Origin of the sequence: Fulverythrobacter ferritrahens (assembly GCF_020539485.1) — a bacterium.
Classification (GTDB): Bacteria; Pseudomonadota; Alphaproteobacteria; order Sphingomonadales; family Sphingomonadaceae; genus Andeanibacterium; species Andeanibacterium ferritrahens.
Genome location: NZ_JACDXU010000002.1, coordinates 657,421 through 677,762 on the forward strand (window position 1 = coordinate 657,421; position 20,342 = coordinate 677,762).

Annotated in this window: 18 protein-coding genes; 8 read left to right on the plus strand and 10 right to left on the minus strand. The window is 62.7% G+C overall.

What is annotated here, in order from left to right; all coding sequences use genetic code 11:
* Positions 1 to 44: 44 nt before the first annotated feature.
* Positions 45 to 653 (plus strand): superoxide dismutase, encoded by a 609-nt coding sequence (locus tag H0274_RS11255; protein WP_226795532.1) that lies wholly within the window; start codon positions 45 to 47, stop codon positions 651 to 653.
* Positions 654 to 696: 43 nt separating this feature from the next.
* Here the strand turns inward: H0274_RS11255 and H0274_RS11260 are convergent, their stop codons facing one another.
* The 3 genes from H0274_RS11260 to H0274_RS11270 form a co-directional block, all read right to left on the minus strand.
* The gene (locus tag H0274_RS11260) at positions 697 to 1,923 is read right to left on the minus strand and encodes an AI-2E family transporter (protein ID WP_226795533.1); all 1,227 of its coding nucleotides are present in this window, start codon (positions 1,921 to 1,923) and stop codon (positions 697 to 699) included.
* Between the two features lie 70 nt (positions 1,924 to 1,993).
* On the minus strand, positions 1,994 to 2,611 hold the full coding sequence (locus H0274_RS11265) for a sigma-70 family RNA polymerase sigma factor (protein ID WP_226795534.1): 618 nt from the start codon (positions 2,609 to 2,611) through the stop codon (positions 1,994 to 1,996).
* Positions 2,608 to 2,829, minus strand: coding sequence for a NepR family anti-sigma factor (locus H0274_RS11270; RefSeq protein WP_226795535.1), 222 nt, complete (start codon positions 2,827 to 2,829; stop codon positions 2,608 to 2,610). The genes H0274_RS11265 and H0274_RS11270 overlap by 4 nt, the downstream gene beginning before the upstream one ends.
* 195 nt (positions 2,830 to 3,024) lie before the next feature.
* Between H0274_RS11270 and H0274_RS11275 the strand changes: the two genes are divergently transcribed.
* Positions 3,025 to 4,674 carry a CHASE domain-containing protein gene (locus tag H0274_RS11275; protein WP_226795536.1) on the plus strand — a complete coding sequence of 550 codons (1,650 nt, stop codon included), beginning with the start codon at positions 3,025 to 3,027 and terminating at the stop codon, positions 4,672 to 4,674.
* A gap of 28 nt (positions 4,675 to 4,702) precedes the next feature.
* Here H0274_RS11275 and H0274_RS11280 read toward each other — a convergent pair whose 3' ends face one another.
* Together H0274_RS11280 and H0274_RS11285 are read right to left on the minus strand one after the other, a co-directional pair.
* Positions 4,703 to 5,497 (minus strand): response regulator, encoded by a 795-nt coding sequence (locus tag H0274_RS11280; RefSeq protein WP_226795537.1) that lies wholly within the window; start codon positions 5,495 to 5,497, stop codon positions 4,703 to 4,705.
* Positions 5,498 to 5,784: 287 nt separating this feature from the next.
* Positions 5,785 to 6,948, minus strand: coding sequence for an N-acetyltransferase (locus H0274_RS11285; protein WP_226795538.1), 1,164 nt, complete (start codon positions 6,946 to 6,948; stop codon positions 5,785 to 5,787).
* Positions 6,949 to 7,087: 139 nt separating this feature from the next.
* On the opposite strand from H0274_RS11285, the gene H0274_RS11290 reads away from it, so the two are divergent.
* On the plus strand, positions 7,088 to 8,173 hold the full coding sequence (locus H0274_RS11290) for a fatty acid desaturase family protein (protein WP_226795539.1): 1,086 nt from the start codon (positions 7,088 to 7,090) through the stop codon (positions 8,171 to 8,173).
* A gap of 7 nt (positions 8,174 to 8,180) precedes the next feature.
* On the opposite strand, the gene lptG is transcribed toward H0274_RS11290, so the two are convergent.
* Complete coding sequence (gene lptG, locus H0274_RS11295) at positions 8,181 to 9,278, minus strand: LPS export ABC transporter permease LptG (protein WP_226795540.1); 1,098 nt, start codon at positions 9,276 to 9,278, stop codon at positions 8,181 to 8,183.
* Positions 9,268 to 10,491, minus strand: coding sequence for an LptF/LptG family permease (locus tag H0274_RS11300; protein WP_226795541.1), 1,224 nt, complete (start codon positions 10,489 to 10,491; stop codon positions 9,268 to 9,270). Before H0274_RS11300 ends, lptG begins: the two co-directional genes overlap by 11 nt.
* Positions 10,492 to 10,642: 151 nt before the next feature.
* On the opposite strand from H0274_RS11300, the gene H0274_RS11305 reads away from it, so the two are divergent.
* Positions 10,643 to 11,350 (plus strand): VIT1/CCC1 transporter family protein, encoded by a 708-nt coding sequence (locus H0274_RS11305; protein ID WP_226795542.1) that lies wholly within the window; start codon positions 10,643 to 10,645, stop codon positions 11,348 to 11,350.
* Positions 11,351 to 11,410: 60 nt separating this feature from the next.
* Here the strand turns inward: H0274_RS11305 and clpS are convergent, their stop codons facing one another.
* The 3 genes from clpS to H0274_RS11320 all read right to left on the minus strand — a co-directional run bounded on the left by clpS (position 11,411) and on the right by H0274_RS11320 (position 14,925).
* Positions 11,411 to 11,830 (minus strand): ATP-dependent Clp protease adapter ClpS, encoded by a 420-nt coding sequence (gene clpS, locus H0274_RS11310; protein WP_226795543.1) that lies wholly within the window; start codon positions 11,828 to 11,830, stop codon positions 11,411 to 11,413.
* 192 nt (positions 11,831 to 12,022) lie between these two features.
* Positions 12,023 to 12,850: a phasin family protein gene (locus tag H0274_RS11315; RefSeq protein ID WP_226795544.1), complete on the minus strand. Its 828-nt coding sequence runs from the start codon at positions 12,848 to 12,850 to the stop codon at positions 12,023 to 12,025.
* Between the two features lie 167 nt (positions 12,851 to 13,017).
* Entirely contained in the window at positions 13,018 to 14,925 is a 1,908-nt protein-coding gene (locus H0274_RS11320) for a PHA/PHB synthase family protein (protein WP_226795545.1), read from the minus strand.
* Between the two features lie 153 nt (positions 14,926 to 15,078).
* On the opposite strand from H0274_RS11320, the gene H0274_RS11325 reads away from it, so the two are divergent.
* The 4 genes from H0274_RS11325 (at position 15,079) to H0274_RS11340 (ending at position 20,340) form a co-directional block, all read left to right on the plus strand.
* The gene (locus tag H0274_RS11325) at positions 15,079 to 16,278 is read left to right on the plus strand and encodes an LL-diaminopimelate aminotransferase (RefSeq protein ID WP_226795546.1); all 1,200 of its coding nucleotides are present in this window, start codon (positions 15,079 to 15,081) and stop codon (positions 16,276 to 16,278) included.
* Positions 16,279 to 16,339: 61 nt separating this feature from the next.
* Complete coding sequence (locus H0274_RS11330; protein WP_226795547.1) at positions 16,340 to 17,152, plus strand: crotonase/enoyl-CoA hydratase family protein; 813 nt, start codon at positions 16,340 to 16,342, stop codon at positions 17,150 to 17,152.
* Between the two features lie 110 nt (positions 17,153 to 17,262).
* Positions 17,263 to 18,663, plus strand: a complete 1,401-nt coding sequence (locus H0274_RS11335; RefSeq protein WP_226795548.1) for an MFS transporter — start codon at positions 17,263 to 17,265, stop codon at positions 18,661 to 18,663.
* Between the two features lie 21 nt (positions 18,664 to 18,684).
* Positions 18,685 to 20,340: a dihydroxy-acid dehydratase gene (locus tag H0274_RS11340; RefSeq protein ID WP_226795549.1), complete on the plus strand. Its 1,656-nt coding sequence runs from the start codon at positions 18,685 to 18,687 to the stop codon at positions 20,338 to 20,340.
* Positions 20,341 to 20,342 lie beyond the last annotated feature (2 nt).

Genomic DNA, 20,342 nt, shown 5'->3' on the forward strand with positions numbered 1-20,342 from the left:
GCGTTATGCACGCGTCACCCGAAGCTTCCTTGCAAGGATTTACAATGGCTTTCGAACTTATCGACCTTCCGTTTGCGAGCGACGCGCTCGAACCGGCGATCTCCGCCAGGACCTTCTCGTTCCACCATGGCAAGCACCACAGGACCTATGTGGACAGGACCAATGCCGCCATCGAAGACACCGACATGGCGAATGACGATCTCGAAACCGTGATCGCCAAGGCGCGCGGCAGCAACGCCGGGCTGTTCAACAACTCTGCGCAGGTGTGGAACCACGGTTTCTTCTGGTATTCGCTCTCGCCTGAAGCAGGTGCACCGGAAGGTGAGCTTGCCGCGAAGATCGATGCGGATTTCGGTTCGCTTGACGCGCTGAAGGAAAAGCTGGCCACTGTCGGCGCCGGTCACTTCGCCTCGGGCTGGGTGTGGCTGGTCGAAGAAAACGGCAAGCTGGTCGTCAAGGATTCGCACGATGCGGAAACCTTCGCCGATCAGGGTGGCAACCCGCTGCTGGTGATCGACCTGTGGGAACACGCCTATTATCTGGACCACCAGAATGCCCGTCCGGCCTATCTGGACAAGGTGATCGCCCAGCTCAACTGGGGCTTCGCTGCAGAAAATCTGGCCCGCGGTTCCGCGTGGAAATATCCGGCCTGATCTTCAGGCCATGAGTGACCCGGCTGGCCCGAACCCAAGTGTTTCAGGGCTGGCCGGGATCGCCCGCCGGGGCTGCCCCATCAGGGCCCATCTCCAGCGGGTTCATCGGGAACAGGGGTTCCCCAAACAGGAAGCCCAGCAGATTGGGCCTTCCCAGGTGATCGACCACCGCTGTGAGCGTCAGCAGGATTGGCACCGAAAGCAGCGCTCCCGCCACGCCCCATATCCATGAGAAATAGGACAGGGCGATCAGGATCAGCACCGGGTTCATCGTAAAACGCGCGCCAAGGATGGCAGGCGTGATGATGTTCGATTCCACTGTATGCAGGCCCAGATAGATCGCAGCGGGCATCATGCCCAATAATACGGTGTCTGCCGTTCCCAGCCCGAACAGGGTCAACACGCCGATCATGATCAGCGGACCGACATAGGGCAGGAAGTTCAGCAGCGCGGCAAGGCCGCCCCACATGATCGGGGCATCCATTCCCAGCGCCCAGGCGCCCGTCGCCACGATTACGCCGACGCCTGCGTTGATGACGCTTACCGTCAGTATGTAGACCGCCACTCGATCCTGCACGTCGCGCATCACGCGCGCCGCCTTCACGCTGGTGCTGAGCGAGGCATGGTGCAGCTGTACATGATGGCGCATGCGCCCGCGCGCGCCGATCATGAAGAAGGCCATCAGGAAGGTCAGCAGCACTTCCAGCACGACGCTGGGCGTCGCGAAGGCCACTTCCTCAAGGAAGGACGGGCTGGCGAGTACGACTTGCGGCCCTGTACGGTGCCCGGCGATCTCGGCAAGCTGTTCGTTGAGCTTGTTGACCCAGGCAAGGCTGCCGCGCAGCTGGGAGAATTGCTGGCCCACGGCCTCGGCCAGGGCAGGTAAACGGTCGAACAGATCCACTGCCGGGCTCAGGATTGTGACCAGCGCCACCACCAGCACCGCGATGAACAGCAGCATGGAAAGGAAGGCGGCCAGCACGTTGGGCAGGCCGAAGGAAGCAAGCCGGTCTGCCAGCGGGGATAAGACGATGGTCAATATGATGGCCGAAACCAGCGGCAGGAACACCACCGATCCGATTGACAGGACGAAAGGCAAGGCCAGGAACAGGCCAGTCGCGATCAGCACCACCAATGCGGAAATCAACCGCAATTCCTGCGCCGCAAAGGCCAGGGTGCGCCGACGCGGAGCAGGTTCCGCCGGGCCGCCCGGCGCGGAGCCGGGAGAAGTTTCGTGCTGTGGGGATTCGCTATTCGTTTCGGAACTCATCCTCGCTCGCCCCTCCCGTGGGCGACCTTCCATCATTGGCGCGGGTTGGGTCGCCGGTCAATCGGGGGACTCAATCAGGCGGCGAGGTGCCCGCTCCTGTAGAGACCTGCTCCAGCTCGTCCAGAATCGCACGATGCGCTTCGGCATCGTCCGCATGGCGGCGGGGAATCTTCCCCTCTTCGATCATGGACGTCAGGGCTGCCCGGGCACGGCCCACGCGGCTCTTGATCGTGCCTACGGCGCAGCCGCAGATCTCTGCCGCCTCTTCATAAGAAAAGCCGCCCGCGCCCACCAGCAACAGGGCCTCGCGCCGTTCGGGCGGCAGGGTCTGCAAGGCGCGGTGAAGATCGCCCAGATGGATAGGGTCTTCCTGATCGGCGGGCGCGGTAAGAATACGCTCGGCCAGCCCCTCGTCATACTCACCGCGAAAACGCGCGCGGCGCATGTCGGTGAGATAGGCATTGCGCAGGATCACGAAGGTCCAGGCGCGCATCGATGTTCCGGGCTCGAACCTGTCCCGCGCGGCCCATGCCTTGAGCAGGGTTTCCTGCACCAGATCGTCCGCCATGTCGGGGCGGCCGCACAGGCCGCGCGCGAAGGCGCGAAGATGGGGGATCACGGCGGTCAATTCGCGTTTGAAGCTCTCGCCGGCTCTGCGCTCGCCGCTGTCTGAGGTGGCCTTGTTCATGGCTTGTCGTCATCCAGCCGGGACAGCAGATCCATGAACGCGTCAGGCAGGGGTTCGTCCACTACCGAATCGTAAAGCCGCTTGAGGCCGTCAGCCCATTCGGGTTTGGAATCCCTGCCGGGCGCCGCACCGGCGCGCTGCTTGCCTTCCTTGGCTCCCTTTTTGCGGGAGCCGGCCTTGCTCGCCGCCTCGTCGGGGAAATCTTTTGGTTCGGACATGGGGCGATGGGTGCTCCGGCAGATTGGTGACGTCGGGCGCAAACTCGTGCGATCCCCCGGAACGAAACGGGGCGCGCCTGTGTTTCCGCATAACGTACCCAGGTGACTTGCCATGTGAGTAGGGCACCGGCGAAAAGGGTGCAACGGCCAAGCCCCGGCGCTACAGTGGGGGGAGGCGGGCATGAAGGCGAATTCTTGATACGGTTCTTTTCCCAGAAGAGTGCGGCGCGGCGCTGGCTGGTGCAATTCCCGCGCGCGGTGCCGCTGGCGATCTTCGCGGGGATCATGGGGGTGACCCTGATGGCCTGCTACGCCATCGAGCGGGTGGAACAGCGCAGTCAGGTGGCCCAATTGCGAGAGAGGGCGGGAGCCATCGCTTCCGCGCTGGAACGGCGGGCCAATGCCAATGCCTCCTACCTGCGCGCGGGTGCGGCGCTGTTTTCCACGCTGGAGGATTCCCAGGCCGATCATTTCCGCCGCTTCGTGAGCGAATTGCGGCTGGATACCGATTTCCGCGGCGCAGACGGGATCGGCTGGGCCCAGCGCGTCGATCCCGCCGAAGTGGCCGATTTCGACCGGCTGGTGATGCTGGAATATGGGGAGGATGTGCATATCCGCCCGGCGATAGGCCCCGGCCAGCCCTATGCCGTGCCGGTGACATTCCTTGAGCCTGATACTCAGCGCAATCGCCGCGCGCTGGGCTATAACATGTATGCCGAACCCAATCTGCGCGTCGCCATGCTGGAGGCGGAACGCACCGCGCGGCCCAGCGCCAGCGGCAAGGTTTCCTTGCGACGGCAAGGGAGGGACAGCGGGGCGGGCTTCCTGATCTACATGCCTGTATTCGAAAGCGTGCCCGGCGGCGCGCGGTTGCGCGGCTTCGTCTATTCGGCCTTCGTCGCGCAGGATTTCCTCGCCTCCGCCCTGCTCATCGCCTCTCGCGGCGATCTCGGCATCAGGCTGTATGACGAGACGGCCAGCGAGGATCGGCTGATGGCCTCTATCGCGCCGGCGCGGTCCGGCACCCTGAGTGTGCGGGAAGGGGTGACAATCGCCGATCACCAATGGGTTCTGGAAGTATCGAGCGCGCGAAGCGCCGTCCTGTCGCCCCTGTCGGTAGCGACGCTGCTGTTCGGGCTCGCGGCGGCCAGCTTGCTGGCCCTGCTGGCACGGATGCTCACCCAGCAGGCCAAGGAAGATGGCGTGCGGCTGATGTGGTTCGAGGAGCAGAACGCAATCCGCGATTCGCTGACGCGCGAACTCAATCACCGGGTGAAGAATACGTTGGCCAATGTGCTGTCCATCGTGGCGCTGACCCGCCGCAGGGCGAGCGATCTCGATGAATTCGCCGAGGGGCTGGAAGGCCGCATCCGTGCGCTATCCGCCACGCATGACCTGCTGACCCAGTCGGAATGGGGCGCCACGCCCGTGGGCGCGGTGATCGAGGCGGAACTGGCGCCCTATGCACGCGATTGCGGCCCGGTGATCGCGATGGAAGGGCCGCAGATCGAACTGGCGCCCAATGACGCGCTTTCGCTCGGTCTGGCGATTCACGAACTGGCGACCAATGCTGCCAAATATGGCGCGCTCAGTCAGCCGGGCGGACAATTGTCGATCGGCTGGGAACTGGAAAATGGAAAGGCGCGGATAATCTGGGTGGAGGCGGGCGGACCGCCGGTGCCCGTTCAGCGCACACGCGGGTTCGGCATGGATCTGATCGAGAAGATCGTGGCGCATGAATTACGCCATCCGGTGGACCTGCGCTTCGATCCGGATGGCGTGAAATGTATTCTGGGGGTGCCGGTGCGCGAAGCCCACGCCTTCGAACTGCGCCGTCGGTTCTGAAGGCGCAACCGGGGTCGGCGCCACGGCTTCAGTCGACCGGGCGCCCCGATCCGAAAAACAGCGCCTGCCCGATGGCTGCGCGCACGCTCGCTTCGGTGAAGGGCTTGGTGATCAGATAGGTCGGTTCCTGGCAGCAACCGGTCAGCAGCCTTTCGGGATAGGCAGTGATGAAGATCACCGGGACATCGCCCAGCGCCTTGATATCGTCCACAGCGTCCAGCCCGGAACTGCCGTCAGCCAGTTGGATGTCGGCCAGCACAAGGCCGGGCAGTGCCTGCTGCGCGAGGGACTGGGCCTGTGTACGCGTTGCCGCAGTGCCGGTAATGTCGTGCCCCAGCGAGCGGACCAGTTCCTCAAGCTGCATGGAGATCAGCGGTTCGTCCTCGATGATGAGGACACTGGCCATCGTCTGCCGGTCGATCTCGGCGATGGCCTCACGCACCAGCTCTTCAACCTCGCCCGTAGAGCGGCCGAGAATTTCGCCTGCCTGGGCCGGGCTGAAATCCTCCAGCGTGGTCAGCAGCAGGGCCTGCCGGCTGAGGGGAGTGATCTTGCCCAACTGCGCCTGGGCCGCGGCCTCGTGGAAGCCCGCGCCGTCGGCAGCTTTCACGCGATCAGCAACAGCGGATGTCCAGATCGCGTTGAATGCGCGGTAAAGCGCCACTCTTCCGCCTTCCAGGCTGGTCCGCACCTGTACATCGGCCACGGCTGTTTCCAGCAAGCTGCGCACCAGCGCATCGCCTGCTTCCTGCGATCCGGTAAGCGCGCGGGCATAACGGCGCAGAAAGGGGAGATCCGCGGCAAGCTTGTTTCCCAGCGACATGGGATCCTTTCCAGAACATCGGGGACCGCCAATGGCGCCGGGAAATCCGGCAAGGTAGCCCGTTGAGCGCAGTCTAGACCGGGGATCGCCAAACGATAATGGCAAAAATTTGCAGCAGGGCGCGTTTGGATCGGGAACCGGCTGCCCCTCCGTGCATTTACGCCAATATCACCGCCGAGACCCCCCTCCCGTCCAAGCGGTTGGTGATACGATCCCGAAAGGTCCCCGATCCAACAAGATCGGGGGCCTTTTTTTGAGACGCCACCGTTCCTCCGGAAACCTGCGGATCAGCCCGCCAGCGGCTTCTCGAAGATCCAGTAATCCTTGTTCACCTTGCTGCCGATGGCATCGGCAATGGCGTTCATTCCCTGATTGTCGTCCAGGATCCAGCCGATCTCGCTGCGCTGCGTGCCATAGGTGGCCACTGCCGTGCGGCGGATATATTCGATCATCATGAAGGCAAGCTGGCTGGCCATGCGGGAAGACTGATATTCCTTCAGCACGCCCATCAGCGGCACGCGCATGGTGCATGGCTTGGGATTGCGAATCCACCGCAGCAGCTTGATCCAGCCGAAGGGAAACAGCTTGCCCTTGATCGACTTGATCACTTCATTGGCATCGGGAAGGGTCAGCATGAAGGCTACAGCCTTGCCGTCCAGTTCCGCGATCAGGTTCACGTCCGGGCGAATCAGCGGCTTGAGCTTCTTCGCGGCATAGCGAATTTCCGTATCGGTAAAGGGCACGAAACCCCAATTCTTCGACCATGCATCGTTCAAGATGTGGATCACGATCTGCACGTCACGCTCGAAATTCGCGAGATCGAGCTGGCGGACATTGATCCGCGGGTTGCGTTCGCCCATTTCCACGATCTTGTTCACCAGCGGCGGGAAACCACCGGTCACATCGAGATCGTAGGTCTTGAGGCTCATCGCCTTGGTATAGCCGTAGCTTTCGATCCAGCCCTTATATTCCGGGCGGTGATGACCCATCATGATCGCGGGGGGATGGTCGAAACCCTGCACCAGCAGGCCCGGTTCTTCCCAGATCGACTGGCTGATAGGGGCCAGCACGCGGTTCATGCCGTGCTGCTTCAGCCAGCCTTCCGCCGCTGCGATCAGGGCATGGCAGGCAGCTTCATCCAGGGCTTCCATATAGCCCCAATTGCCGGTTCCGGGGCCCATGCCCTGCTCCACCGGCTGCGCGACCGCCAGATGGTCGATATGGGCGGAAATGCGGCCCACTACCTCGCTCCCACGCCGGGCGAGGAACAATTGCATGTCCGCATGTTCGTGGAACGGATTCTTGCCCGGGGTGAGCAGTTCCACCATCTCGCTCTTCAGCGGGGGAACCCAATTGGGATCATCGGCGTAAATGCGCCAGACGAGTTTGATGAAGGCATCCAGGTCCTTCTTGCCGGAAACGGGTGTTACAACTACGTCAGTGTCAGCCACGGCCAAAGTTCCTTGATGCGGAGCGGTCGGCAGAGAATATGGCGCCGCCCGCTTGTCAAGCACGGGTTGCGGGAGAAGGGCAGCAATACGACATGTTGCTGCCATCATTATGTACCATGGGCGCAACCGGAAAATTCATATGACAGCGCACGAAACCATCGAACTCCCGCTTGCCGCCCCCGGCTCCGCAGCCGGCACCGGCCGCATCCCCGACGATATGGAGATGCTGCGCGCCGCCGCCGAGCTGACGCGCGACATCAATACGGCACGGCCCGGAATATACTGGCCTGACATGCTGATATCGGCCGCGCTCGGCTATGCCGCGCTGGCCGGGGCCATTCTCGTCTCCAATGTCTGGCTGGCGATCGCCCTGGGCCTGTTTGCCTCGCTCGCGCTTTACCGGGCGCTGCTGTTCATTCACGAACTGACGCATATCCATAAGAATGCGCTGCCCGGCTTCCGTTTTGCATGGAACCTGCTGGTAGGCATTCCGGTGCTGACGCCCAGCTTCATGTATGAAGGGGTCCACACGCTGCATCATGCGCGCACGCGCTATGGCACGGCGGAAGATCCCGAATATCTGCCGCTGGCGCTGATGAAGCCATGGTCGCTGCCGCTGTTCATCCTGGTGGCGCTGCTGGCTCCGCCGGCACTGATCATCCGTTTCGGCATCCTCAATCCGTTGAGCGTGATCATTCCGCCGCTGCGCAGGATCGTGTGGGAACGGTTTTCGGCCCTGTCGATCAATCCGGATTTCCGCCGCCGTCCGCCTGAGAGCGATTTTGCGCGGATGGTGTTCTGGCAGGAATTCGGCGCCAGCCTGTGGGCGATGACGCTGATCGCCAGCATCTTCGTGCTGGGCTGGAAGCCGCTGCTCGTCGCCATGGCGGTGCTCTCGCTCACGGCGGTGCTCAACCAGTTGCGCACGCTGGTGGCCCATCTGTGGGAGAACGGGGGCGAGACGATGACGGTGACGGCGCAATATCTCGATTCGGTCAACGTGCCTCCGCCGAGCCCCTGGGCCGAGCTGTGGGCGCCGGTCGGCCTGCGCTATCACGCCACGCATCACCTTCTGCCCAGCCTGCCCTATCACTCTCTGGCAGAGGCGAACCGCCGTCTGGTGGCAAAGCTGGGCACGGATTCCACCTACACCCGCGCGAATTACCCCGGCATGGTGATGCTGGTGGCGCGGATCGCGAAAAGCACGATGGTGCGCGGCCGCTGAGGCCGCGTTACTCTTCCGTCCGGATCAGCACCGTTTCGCCCACCAGGGCGAACAGGAAGAAGGGCGCCCAGGCGGCGAGCAGCGGGGGATAACCGCCGAAATTGCCCATCGCCAGGGCGGCATTGTCCACCACGAAATAGGCAAATCCCAAGGCCATGCCGATGACCGCGCGCACAAAGAGCTGGCCGGAACGGGCAAGGCCGAAGGCCGCTACGGCGCCCAGCAAGGGCATCAGGGCAGCTGAAAGCGGGCCCGAGAACTTGTGCCACCACTTGCTTTCCAGCTCGCTGGTGCGGCGCCCGGATTCCTTCAGCAGGTTGATCGATTCCCGTAGCTCCATCGCGTTCTGGGAATCGCCATTGACCTTGCTCAACGCAACATTGGTGGGGGTCAGTTCCCTGGCCACCACAATCGGCCCCAGCTTGGCGCTGGCCGTCGTTTCCACGTCGAAGCGGGTAGGTGCCTCCAGCAGCCAGCCGGGATTGGCGAAGGTCGCGCGCGGGCTGCGCAGCTGTTCCTCGATCATGCCGTTGCGATCACGCAGGTAGAACGAGACATTCTCCAGCACGGCATCCGTGCCGCGCCCGGTGAGCGAACCGGCGGCGAGGATGTTCATCCCGTCCGCCATGTAGATATTGGTCCTCACGCCCGAATCCGTCGGGATCGGCCCATAATCGACATCCTGCCAGGCATCGAGCGTAGCCGTGGCGCGAGTGACAATGCGTTCGTTGAAAGCGAAGCTGGCGATGGACACAATGCAAGCGGAGGCCAGCAGCGGCGCCAGCACCTGATGGGCGGACATGCCCGCCGCTTTCATCGCGATCACTTCGCTGTTCTGGTTGAGCGTGGCGAGAGTGATAATCGTCGCCAGCAGCACCGAATATGGCAGAAACCGCGCGACCAGTTGCGGCAATCGCAGTGAGATATATTGCCACAGCTGTTCTTCCCCATTGCCGGGATGGCCCAGGATCTTGCCGCTCTCTCCCAGCAGATCGAGCATCTGCAATACCAGCACGAGCATCAGCAGCACGGCCAGAATGCGCAGGACGAAAGTCTTGGCGAGATAGACCGTCAGCGTGCGGGAAGGAAAAAAATCAAGCCGCATCGCCGGCTGCCTTCATCTGTTGGGAATGGCGCCTGCGGGCCAGCGCCTTGAACCGCTTCACAAGCTTGGCGAACATCGTTTCCAGCGCGCCGATGGCCTGGGCGCCGGGGACATAGGCCACGCGATAATACATCCACAGGATCAGCGCCGCGAAGATCACGAAAGGCCCCCACAGGGCCAGGACGGGATCGACCCGGCCAAGCGCGGCCACGGACTGTCCGTACTGGTTCACCTTGTGATAGGCGACCACCATCACGATCGAGACGAAGACGCCGAGCGAGGAAGTGGAACGCTTGGGTGGGATCGCCAGGGCAACCGCCAGCAGCGGGAGGAGCAGCATCATCACCACTTCCACCATGCGGTAATTGAAGCTGGCCTGGCCCACCGCGCGATCGGTACTGGATGAATCCGGCGCCCAGCCGATGCGCAGCAATTCGGGCAGGATATATTCCTTGTCCTCCCCGCCGCGCTGGCGGAACTGTTCGATCGCCGGCAGGTCGATCGGCAGGTCATGGGCGGAAAAGCTCAGCACGCGCGGGGTGGTGCCGTTGGTGTCCTGAACGATTGTGCCGTCAGTCAGCCGCAGGATGATCGTATCGCGGTTTTCCTTATTGGCGAGGAAACGCCCTTCGCGCGCGGAGATGGAGAGGACCTGCCCCTTTTCGTCGGAGACACGGGCGAAGATGCCGATCAGCCGCGTTCCCTCATCCTCGCTCCGTTCGATGCGCAGGGCCATGCGGTCTTCCAGCGTGGAGAATTCGCCTACCTTGATTGACGAACCCAGTGCGCCGGCGCGCAATTCGTGCTGCAGTTCCGCGTAATAATAATGGGCGTAGGGTTGCAGATAGCCGACAATGGCGAAGTTGAGCCCCGCCAGAGCCAGCGTGATCATATAGGGCACCCGCAACAACCGGGTATAACCAAGGCCCACCGCGCGCAGCACGTCCAGCTCGCTGGAAGTCGCCAATGTGCGGAAGGCCAGCAGGATGCCCAGCATAAGGCCCAGCGGAATTGCCAAGCTGGCATATTCCGGCAGCAAATTGGCAAGCATCTTGAACACGATTCCGACCGGGCCGCCCAGCGTTGCAACCAGGTCGAACAGGCGCAGCATCTTGTCGAGCACCAGCAGCGAGGCGGCGATCACGAAGACGGCCAGCATCGGCGTCAGCACCAGCCGGAAGATGTAGCGGTCGATGGCGGTGAGGAACTTCACGTGGTCGAAGTATCTTTCGCGGGGTTGGACCTTACCGGCGCGTGGCCTGCGGGCAAGGCCCGTGCAGCGACTCCTTGCCCAGAATCCTGCAATTAGGCAAGAAAGGGATAGTCATGGCGGGCGCTTTCCCAGCCATGCCGGGAGAATAGCCATGCCGGGCAGAGCCAAGTTCCACCGCGAGCGTCATACTGTAGACCGCATCGGATGGCTTCGCGCCGCGGTGTTGGGGGCCAATGACGGCATCGTTTCCACTGCTAGCCTGATCGTCGGCGTGGCCGCGGCATCCGCCGATAAGGGGCCGGTTTTGATCTCGGGAATAGCCGGGTTGGTGGCGGGTGCCATGTCGATGGCCGCTGGTGAATATGTTTCCGTATCCAGTCAGGCCGACGCCGAAGAGGCCGATCTGGCCCGCGAGAAGCAGGAACTGGCGGAGATGCCAGAGGCCGAACATGCCGAACTCGTAGGCATCTATGCGGCGCGCGGCTTGCCGGCTGATCTGGCCGAGCAGGTGGCGACGGCGCTGGAAAAAGCAGGCACTCTCAAGGCGCATCTCCGGGATGAACTCGGCATTGTCGATGTGACCCGAGCCCGGCCGGTGCAGGCGGCGCTCACTTCGGCCGCGACATTTTCTGCCGGTGCGGCCTTGCCACTGGCGGCCGTGGCGCTGCTGCCTTTTTCAAGCGTGACGGTGGGGGTCTCGGTCGCTTCCCTGCTGTTCCTGATGATTCTCGGCGTGTTTGGCGCCCGGGCAGGTGGGGCCCCGGTAGGGCGCGCCGTCGTACGAGTCGCTTTCTGGGGTGCGGTGGCCATGGCCGCCACTTATGCGATCGGAAAGTTGTTCGGCGCGAGTGTCGCCTGAGAGAGGAAATAGGCTGAGGTAGAGCGCCTAAGGCAGGAGAGGGCTCGGCGGCCCTTCAGGTCAGGCCTTTTCCAGCGTGCATTGCAGCGGGTGCTGGTTTTCCCGGGCGAAGTCCATCACCTGATGGACCTTCGTTTCGGCCACTTCATAGGGATAAATTCCGCATACGCCCACGCCCCGCTGATGGACGTGGAGCATCACACGAGTGGCCTGTTCCAGATCCATTCGGAAGAAGCGCTTGAGGACCATCACCACGAATTCCATCGGGGTGTAATCGTCATTCAGCATCAATACTTTGTACTGGCTCGGCTTCTTGGGTTTGGCACGAGTGCGGGTGGCAAGGCCAACCTGGCCTGCGCCGTCCGTGTCGCCATCATCCGCAGCCCCTTCATCATCGCTTGCGCGTGGGGCAGGCTCCGCCTCAAGCGAAAAGCGCGGATCGTCAATCACGTCCGCCGCGAAGGCTGCCAAACGGGTCATGAACCATGAATATCGTATCGGCGGGCAAAGCTGCAAGATGCAGAGCCGCAAAAAGTGCTTCCGGCACCATGGCATGAAGTCTGCGGGCCATAAAAGTAAACGAGCCGGTTAGCCATTGGGCCAACCGGCTCGTCTCGCCGCACCGCCGGTGGAGAGGAAGCCCGGCGGGGCGAATTCCGTTCAGGCGCGCCTTCAGGCCGCCTTGGAAATCTTGTCTGCAGCCAGGCTCATGCGGCTGGAAAGCGGAGCGATCGATTCATTGGCCAGCTTGACCATGGCTTCGCTCGACTTGGAACCGAAGGCGACCATGGCGTCGAAATTGCGGCGCATCAGCTTGCCCTGAAGCTGGAACAGCTCCGTGGGGGACTTCACGGCAGCCATTTCCTTCATATCTGCAGTGATCGTTTCGAAAGCCGACTTGGCCTCTTCCACATAGGTCTTGCCGAAATCCTGCACGCCTTCGGACAGAATTTTGCCGCTTTCCACCAGGGCTTCGACATTGCCCTTGGTGAATTCGCCGAGCTCGCCGGCCATTTCGGTGGACTTTTCGTAGGCGGCCTTGGCGCGGTTCTGCATCTCGCTCACCGCGTCGGTCATGGACTTCGTGAAATCGGTGGTGTTGGCCATGATGAAAATTTCCTTCGCTTCGATTACGGGCTTCGTCGGGACGGGGGCTTTCTTCGGAAGCACCTTCTCGGTTGCGGCTTTTGCCGGTTTGGCGGCACTCGGCATTGCTGCCGGCTTAGTCTTGGCGGGAACCCTGGCGGCGGCTGGAGCCGTGACGGACCCTGCCTTCTTCCCGGGTGCCTTGGCCTTCGGCGCGGCGACCTTGGGGGCCGGTTTCGCCTTGGGCGCGGGCATTGCCTTCGCGGCGGGTTTTTCTTCTGCCGAAACAGCAGGCGCCGCAGAGGGGGTGGATTGGAACGCCTTCACCGGTTCGACCTTTGCGGGCGCAGTCTCGGCTGCGGCGGCGTAGGCCTTCTCGGCGGCTTCGGCTTCCTTGTCGGCTTCGTCAGCCATAGGTTCCTGATCCTGCATCTGGGGCCGTGTTTAATGGCCTTATGTTGCACTGCACAAAATAGATGTCGTGCGCCTAGAGTCAAGAACATTTTGTGCGGTGCACAAATTTCGAGGAGGCGTTTCGGCGGCCTGCCGCTGCGGAACAGAGGGCCTATCCCTCTCCGGGGTTACCGCATCGTGACATAGCGTCCGGGGGCATCCTCGATCACATGATCGCCCCTGCCGCCGGGCTTGCGTTTGCCCCTGGCCGGAACGCGCGCCTTGTCCTGCGCTTCCAGCCAGCTGATCCAGTCCGGCCACCAGCTGCCCGGATGTTCCTTCGCGTTTTCGCGAAAGCTGTCGAGATCGTGGAAGCGGCCTTCATTGGTCCAGAACTGGTATTTATGGGCATCCGGCGGGTTCACTACGCCAGCAATGTGGCCGCTGCCCGCCAGCACGAAGCGGACGGGGCCCTTGAGGAACCACGTCATGCGAAACACGCTTTCGGCCGGGGCGATGTGGTCTTCCCGGCCTGCCTGAATATAGGCGGGCGTCTCGATCCGGGTGAGGTCGATCGGCGTGCCGTCGGCGCTCAGCCGGTCTGGCAGCACCAGCAGATTGTCGCGATAGAGATCCTGCAGATATTGGATATGCCATCTTGAGGGCAGGTTGGTGACATCCCCGTTCCAGTAGAGCAGGTCGAAGGCCGGATAATCCTCGGCCAGCAGGTAATTGTTGACCACGTAGTTCCAGATCAGCTCCGGGCCCCGCAGCAGGTTGAAAGTGGCGGCCATGTACCGCCCGTCGAGAAAGCCGTTCTTGCTGGCTTGCCGAATCATTTCGAGCTGGGCGTCGTCCACGAACACTTTCAGTTCGCCCGCCTTCTCGAAATCGACCTGGGCGGTGAAGAAGGTGGCGCTCTTCACCTTGTCCGCTTCGCCGCGCCGGGCGAGAATTGCCAGTGTCGCGGCAAGGGTGGTGCCGGCCACGCAATAACCGATCGTGTGGACGCAAGGCACTTCCAGCCGGGCGCGGATATGGTCAATCGCGTCGATCTGGGCACGGATATAATCGTCCCAGGTCACATCGCTCAGGCTCTCATCGGCTGACTTCCAGCTGACCATGAAGGTGGTCAGGCCCTGATCGACGGCCCATTTCACGAAGCTTTTCTTCGGGTTGAGATCGAGGATGTAGAAGCGGTTGATCCAGGGCGGGAAGATCACCAGCGGCGTTTCCAGCACTTCCGTAGTCGTGGGGGAATACTGGATCAGCTGATAGAGCCGCGTTTCATGCACCACCTTGCCGGGAGTGACGGCGATATTCTCGCCCAATCGGAAGGCCGCTGCGTCCGTATGGGTAAGCTGGCCTTTCTCAAGATCGGCGGCCAGTCGGTTCAGTCCCTTGACCAGATTCTCGCCGTGCTTCTCCATCGTGCGTTCGAGCACGACCGGATTGATCATCGGGAAATTGGCAGGGCACAGCGCATCCACCATGGTTCGGGTGGCGAAGCGCAGCTGTTCGCGCTCATGCTGTTCCAGCCCTTCGGCCTCGTCCACCAGCTTCATCATCTGGCGCGAGAACATCAGGTAGCTCTGGTGGATCAGCGCAAAGATCGGCTGCTCGCGCCATTTGGGGTCGGCAAAGCGGCGATCGTTCAGCGGCAAATGCGGTGTGTGCTTCCCTTCATCGGGCTGGGCCTTGGCTGCTTTGGGCCCGATGCCATACTCGCCCAGTACATCTTCCCACAGCTCGACCCCTTCGCGCCACATCTCCTGCTGCTTTTCCGGATCGGCGAGCGGAACCTGGCGGTAGAAGGCGTTCAGCGCTTCCCACCATTCGGCAGGATTGGAGAGCACTGGGGGCAGATGTTCGGGCAGGGCCTGCTGTTGCTGAAAATTCAGCCACATTTCCTGCCACTCATTGGCTGCCGTACCGAGGTCCTGGGCCCATTTCCCGATAGCGTCACTGCCGGGAAGCGCGGCTGCCGCGCCGGGCAGGAACTGCGCCATCACTGCGCGGGCCGCCTCTCCCTGGGCTTTCAGCATGTCAGTGAAGAGTCGGGCGGAATCGTCGTCGGACTTGCTGCGGCGTGCCATGGCTTACTGCATAACCGCAATTACGGGGATTGTGAGCCTAAAAGCACGATGCAACGCCAATTGCGAACACATCAATTGCGTGACGCGCATGATTCCTCCACTATTAGGCGCGCGGCAATCTCGCCGCGCTAATTTTTTGGAATGCAAGAGGTCATGGAAGACGAATTCTACCGCATCAAGCGACTGCCGCCCTATGTCATCGCCGAAGTGAACGGCATGCGCGCAGCAGCACGAGCGGCAGGGCGCGACATCATCGACCTCGGCATGGGCAATCCCGACCTGCCGCCTCCGCAGCATGTGATCGACAAGCTGTGCGAAGTTGCGCAGAAGCCCAGCGCCCATGGCTATTCCCAGTCCAAGGGCATTCCCGGCCTGCGCAAAGCACAGGCGAATTATTATGGCCGCCGCTTTGGCGTGGATCTCGATCCCGAAACCGAAGTGGTCGTCACTATGGGCTCCAAGGAAGGGCTCGCCAGCCTCGCCACCGCGATCACCGCGCCGGGCGATGTGGTGCTGGCGCCCAACCCCAGCTACCCGATTCACATGTTCGGCTTCATCATCGCCGGCGCGACCATCCGCTCCGTGCCGACGACGCCTGACGAGAATTACTGGCGCGCGCTCGACCGGGCGATGGCCTTCACCGTGCCGCGGCCCAGCGTGCTGGTGGTGGGCTATCCCTCCAACCCGACGGCGGAAACGGTGGACCTGGCCTTCTACGAAAGGCTGGTTGCCTGGGCGAAGGAAAACAAGGTGTGGGTTCTTTCCGACCTTGCCTATTCCGAACTCTATTATGACGGGAACCCGACGCCTTCGATCCTGCAGGTGAAGGGCGCGAAGGATGTGGCTGTGGAGTTCACCTCCATGAGCAAGACCTTCTCGATGGCCGGCTGGCGCATCGGCTTCGCGGTAGGCAACCAGAAGCTGATCGCGGCCCTTACCCGCGTGAAGTCCTACCTCGATTACGGCGCCTTCACTCCGTTGCAGGCCGCAGCCTGCGCAGCGCTGAATGGGCCGCAGGACATCGTCCAGCAGAACCGCGAACTCTACCAGAAGCGCCGTGACGTGCTGGTGGAAAGCTTCGGCCGTGCCGGGTGGGATATTCCGCCGCCCAAGGCATCGATGTTCGCCTGGGCTCCCCTTCCGCCTGCGCTGAAGGAAATGGGCAGTCTCGAATTTTCCAAGCAGCTGCTCACTCATGCGGACGTCGCCGTGGCGCCGGGCGTGGGGTATGGCGAAGATGGCGAAGGTTATGTCCGTATCGCCATGGTGGAGAACGAGCAGCGCCTGCGGCAGGCTGCCCGCAATGTTAAACGCTATCTCGCCTCCATGGGCGTGAATTCCAGCGCCGCATGAACGCTCACTGGCCTTGCCTGGTAATGCCCGGCAAGGTCGGGGTTGATCGGAGGACCGGCCCGTGAGCCGGTCCTTCGGCGAGGCAGGCCGGGTCACGCTTTCCCTTGAAGAAGGGGGTGTGGCTCAGGTCCGCCTTGCCCGATCGGACAAGCTCAATGCCCTCGATCGTCCGATGTTCCAGGCATTGAGCGAGGCTGGACAGGTTCTCGCGCGGATGCCGGGGCTGCGGGCGGTAGTACTGGCGGGGGAAGGCAGGGCCTTCTGCGCCGGGCTTGACGTTGTGGCCTTCGCGGGATGGCCGGGGCCGGAAGCTCCCGACATCACCGAGCGGACTCACGGCATTGCCAATATCTACCAGCATGTCGCCCTCCAGTGGCGCCAGTTGCCGGTGCCCGTTATCGCGGCGCTGCACGGCGTATGCCTGGGCGGGGGGCTGCAAATCGCCAGCGGCGCGGATTTTCGGGTCGCCTCCCCTGACACGCGGCTGTCGATCATGGAAATGAAATGGGGCATCATCCCTGACATGGCAGGCTTCGCCCTGTGGCGTGGTCTGGTGCGGGAGGACGACCTGCGCGAACTGGTCTACACCGCGCGCGAGTTTTCCGGCGAGGAAGCACGGCAGCTGGGGCTGGTGACCTTGCTCGATCCCGATCCCCTGGCGCGCGCGACTTCCATCGCGCACGAAATCGCCAGCAAGAACCCTCACGCGATTCGCAAGGCGAAACATCTCGCCAATGCCCGGCATGAACTGCCGATCGCGGAACTGCTGGTGGAAGAAGCGCGTGCGCAGCACGAGCTTATCTACTCAAAAAACCAGCTCGAGGCGGTGATGAGCCAGCTGCAGGACAGGAAGCCGAGATTCGACGATCCCTAGTCCTTCAAGGGGCCGGGAATCCGGGAACATCACCAAGGCGCCAAAAATGATAGCAGGCTAGCGGTTTTCCGTTTAGCAGAGCGCTAGGGAATTGGAGAGGAATGCACCAGATGGCCGGAAAGGCACAAGCGGGCAGTGACGAGACGCTGGACGTTGCCAGCTTCCTCGGGGGGCTGAAGATCAGCGGTTTCCATAAATGGCTGATTTTCCTGTCCTGCCTCGTCACCTTTTTTGACGGGCTGGACTTCTCGCTGATGACTTACACCCTGCCCTATGTGCGGGATGAAATGGGGCTGAACACCGCCATGATGGGCCTGGTCAGTTCCGCGGCATTCGCGGGGCAGATGGTCGGCTCGCTCGCGGGGTCCTATATGGCGGACGTGATGGGCCGCCGCCCCGTGATCCTGCTATGCACCGTGCTGGGCGCGGCGCTGACCTTCATTACAGGCTATGCCAACAGCCCCGAAATGCTGATTGCCCTGCGCTTCCTTGGCGGGCTGGCCATTGGCGGGCTGCTCGCGCCGGCATGGTCGCTCAATATCGAGGCAATGCCTTTCTCCTTGAGGGCCACTTCGGTCACCATCATCATGCTGGGCTTCAGCCTGGGCGGGGCGGCTGCCGGACAGGTCACCAATCTGATCGCCCCGCATTATGGCTGGGAAGGAGTGTTCTTCTTCTGCGGCGCGGCGACTTTCGCGCTGGCGATCGTCCTGCAGTTCACCCTGCCGGAATCCGCCCGCTGGATGGTCGCGCGCGGCCGCCCGGTGGAGAAGGTCCTGCCGCTGCTGACGCGTTTCGATCCCGCTCTGGCAGGCCGCAAGATCACTTCGCTGGTGCTGTCGGATGAAAAGAAAAGCTCCGGCGAGGCGCCGTGGACCAAGTTCCTTGCCCTGTTCAAGGGGCCGTTGCTGTTCATCACCCCGATCATCTGGGCGACCTATTTCTTCTCGTCCTTCGCGATCTATCTGAAGTCCAGCTTCGGCATATTGTTCCTCGAAAAGCTCGGCCTCCATCTGTCAACGGCGACCAATATCGGCTCGATCGGCGGCATTCTGGGCGCCATCGGCGGCGTGTTCCTGCTGGGCTTTACTGAAAAGCGCGGGCCGATCTGGATTGCGGTGGCACCGCTGCTGGGCGTGCCGCTGGCGATTCTGATCGGCGCCGGCCACATCGATGGCGGGCCGTTTTTCATCCCCGTGATCCTGCTCGGCTCGATCACGATCGGCATCGGCCATGCGGCGGTGATTTCGATCACCAGCATCTATTATCCCAGTGCCGTGCGCTCCACCGGCGGCGGCATGGCCAGCTTCATGGCCAAGTTCGCTGCGGTGGCCGCACCCAATATCGGCGCTGCCTGGTTCCTGACGGACCGGCAAGCCGTGCTGGATGGCTATCTCTTCACCGGCCTGTGCCTGGCTGGGGTAGTGGTGGGCATTGTCGCCCTGTCCTTCTTCGCCCGGAAGCTGCCTGCGGCACATGTCCATACCGATCCTGAACCAGAACCCGCCTGATCGCCTTACTGGAGTAGCAAGATGACCCTGCGCAGCCTCGCCGCGAATTCGCCCGGCCGTCGTGCCAACTGGAAGGCGCTGGGCCTCAGCGCGGAAGACATGCTGAAGCCCAAGATCGCGGTGGTGAATTCCTCCTCCGAACTGGCGATCTGCTATGCTCATCTCGATGGGATCGCCGCCATCGTGAAGGAAGAGATCCGCAAGGCCGGCGGCGTTCCTTTCGAGGTTCGCACCGCCGCCCCTTCGGACTTCATCACCGGCGCGGCCAAGGGTGGCAGCTATATCCTTGCCGGGCGGGACATCATCGCCAACGATATCGAAGTGCAGGTGGAAGCCGCATTGCTGGACGGGATGATCTGCCTGACCAGCTGCGACAAGACACCGCCGGGGCATCTGATGGCCGCCGCACGGCTCAACATCCCCACCATTCTGGTGATCGGCGGATATCAGCAGGCGGGCGAGATCGATGGCGAGCCGGTGGACGTGGAAGATGTCTGGTCCGGTTCCGTGGGTGAGCGCTTCGGTGCCAAGCCGAAGTTCCCGGTGGCCGATATGGCGGAAAATGCCATTCGCGGCCCCGGCGTCTGCGCGGGCATGGCTACCGCAAATACGATGCATTCCGTGGTGGAGGCACTGGGCATGAGCCTGCCCGGCAGCGCGCCCGTGCGCGCCAATTCCCCCAAGATGAAGGAAGGCGCCCGTGCCGCCGCCCGCCGCATCGTGGAAATGGTGCATGAGGATCTGCGTCCGCGCACGATCCTGACCGAGGGAGCCTTTCGCAATGCCGTGGCCACCGTTCTGGGGGTTTCCGGATCAATCAACGCGATCAAGCATCTGCAGGCGACCGCCATTGAGGCGGAGACGGATATCGACGTCTATGCCCTGTGGGACGAGATGAGCGACGTTCCCGTGCTCTCCGCCGTGCGCCCCACCGGCCATGTGCGGATCGAACAGTTCGAGGATGCGGGCGGTGCGCGTGCAGTGCTCAAGCGGCTGGAAGGGCGGATCGACACTTCGGTGATGACCTGCACCGGCAAGACGCTGGCCGAGAATCTGGCAGGCTACGTCATCCCCGGCCCGGATGTGATCCATGCGGTGGACGATCCCGTGGGCGAGGGCCCGGCCATTGCCATCCTGCGGGGCAATTTCGCGGATACGGCCGTGGTTCGCCTCGGCATTCGCGACGGTTCGCGGCCTGAGGAATTCAGCGGTCCGGCCAAGGTATTCGAGGATTCGCTCGAATGTCTCCAGGCTATCGAAGACGGCAAGGTAGTGGCAGGCGACGTGGTGGTGGCGCGCAATCAGGGGCTGAAGGGCGGGCCGGCCATGGGCGGCGGTGCTTCCATGGTGCTGTTCGCGCTGGATGCGGCGGGCCTTGCCAAGACCACGGCCTTCGTCACCGACGGCCAGCTTTCGGGCCTCTGCCTCAAGGGGCTGACCGTGGCCGAAGTCTCGCCCGAGGCGGCGACCGGCGGTCCAATCGGCAAGGTGCGCGACGGTGATGTGGTGACGATCAGCGTGGCCAACCGCAGCATCGACGTTGCGCTTTCGCCGGAAGAACTGGCCCAGCGCGAAGGGCCGGGCTTCCGCATTCCGGCCAGCGGTTATCTCGCCAACTTCCGGCAGGACGTGCACCCGCTCTCGACCGGCGGCGTGCTGCTTCCGATAGAGGAATAGGG

Bases quoted from the DNA above. Each gene is read 5' to 3' on its own strand.
- H0274_RS11255 (WP_226795532.1), top strand. From the start codon at position 45: ATGGCTTTCGAACTTATCGACCTTCCGTTTGCGAGCGACGCGCTCGAA.
- H0274_RS11260 (WP_226795533.1), bottom strand. From the start codon at position 1,923: ATGAGTTCCGAAACGAATAGCGAATCCCCACAGCACGAAACTTCTCCC.
- H0274_RS11265 (WP_226795534.1), bottom strand. From the start codon at position 2,611: ATGAACAAGGCCACCTCAGACAGCGGCGAGCGCAGAGCCGGCGAGAGC.
- H0274_RS11270 (WP_226795535.1), bottom strand. From the start codon at position 2,829: ATGTCCGAACCAAAAGATTTCCCCGACGAGGCGGCGAGCAAGGCCGGC.
- H0274_RS11280 (WP_226795537.1), bottom strand. From the start codon at position 5,497: ATGTCGCTGGGAAACAAGCTTGCCGCGGATCTCCCCTTTCTGCGCCGT.
- H0274_RS11290 (WP_226795539.1), top strand. From the start codon at position 7,088: ATGACAGCGCACGAAACCATCGAACTCCCGCTTGCCGCCCCCGGCTCC.
- lptG (WP_226795540.1), bottom strand. From the start codon at position 9,278: ATGCGGCTTGATTTTTTTCCTTCCCGCACGCTGACGGTCTATCTCGCC.
- H0274_RS11305 (WP_226795542.1), top strand. From the start codon at position 10,643: ATGCCGGGCAGAGCCAAGTTCCACCGCGAGCGTCATACTGTAGACCGC.
- clpS (WP_226795543.1), bottom strand. From the start codon at position 11,830: ATGACCCGTTTGGCAGCCTTCGCGGCGGACGTGATTGACGATCCGCGC.
- H0274_RS11315 (WP_226795544.1), bottom strand. From the start codon at position 12,850: ATGGCTGACGAAGCCGACAAGGAAGCCGAAGCCGCCGAGAAGGCCTAC.
- H0274_RS11320 (WP_226795545.1), bottom strand. From the start codon at position 14,925: ATGGCACGCCGCAGCAAGTCCGACGACGATTCCGCCCGACTCTTCACT.
- H0274_RS11325 (WP_226795546.1), top strand. From the start codon at position 15,079: ATGGAAGACGAATTCTACCGCATCAAGCGACTGCCGCCCTATGTCATC.
- H0274_RS11335 (WP_226795548.1), top strand. From the start codon at position 17,263: ATGGCCGGAAAGGCACAAGCGGGCAGTGACGAGACGCTGGACGTTGCC.
- H0274_RS11340 (WP_226795549.1), top strand. From the start codon at position 18,685: ATGACCCTGCGCAGCCTCGCCGCGAATTCGCCCGGCCGTCGTGCCAAC.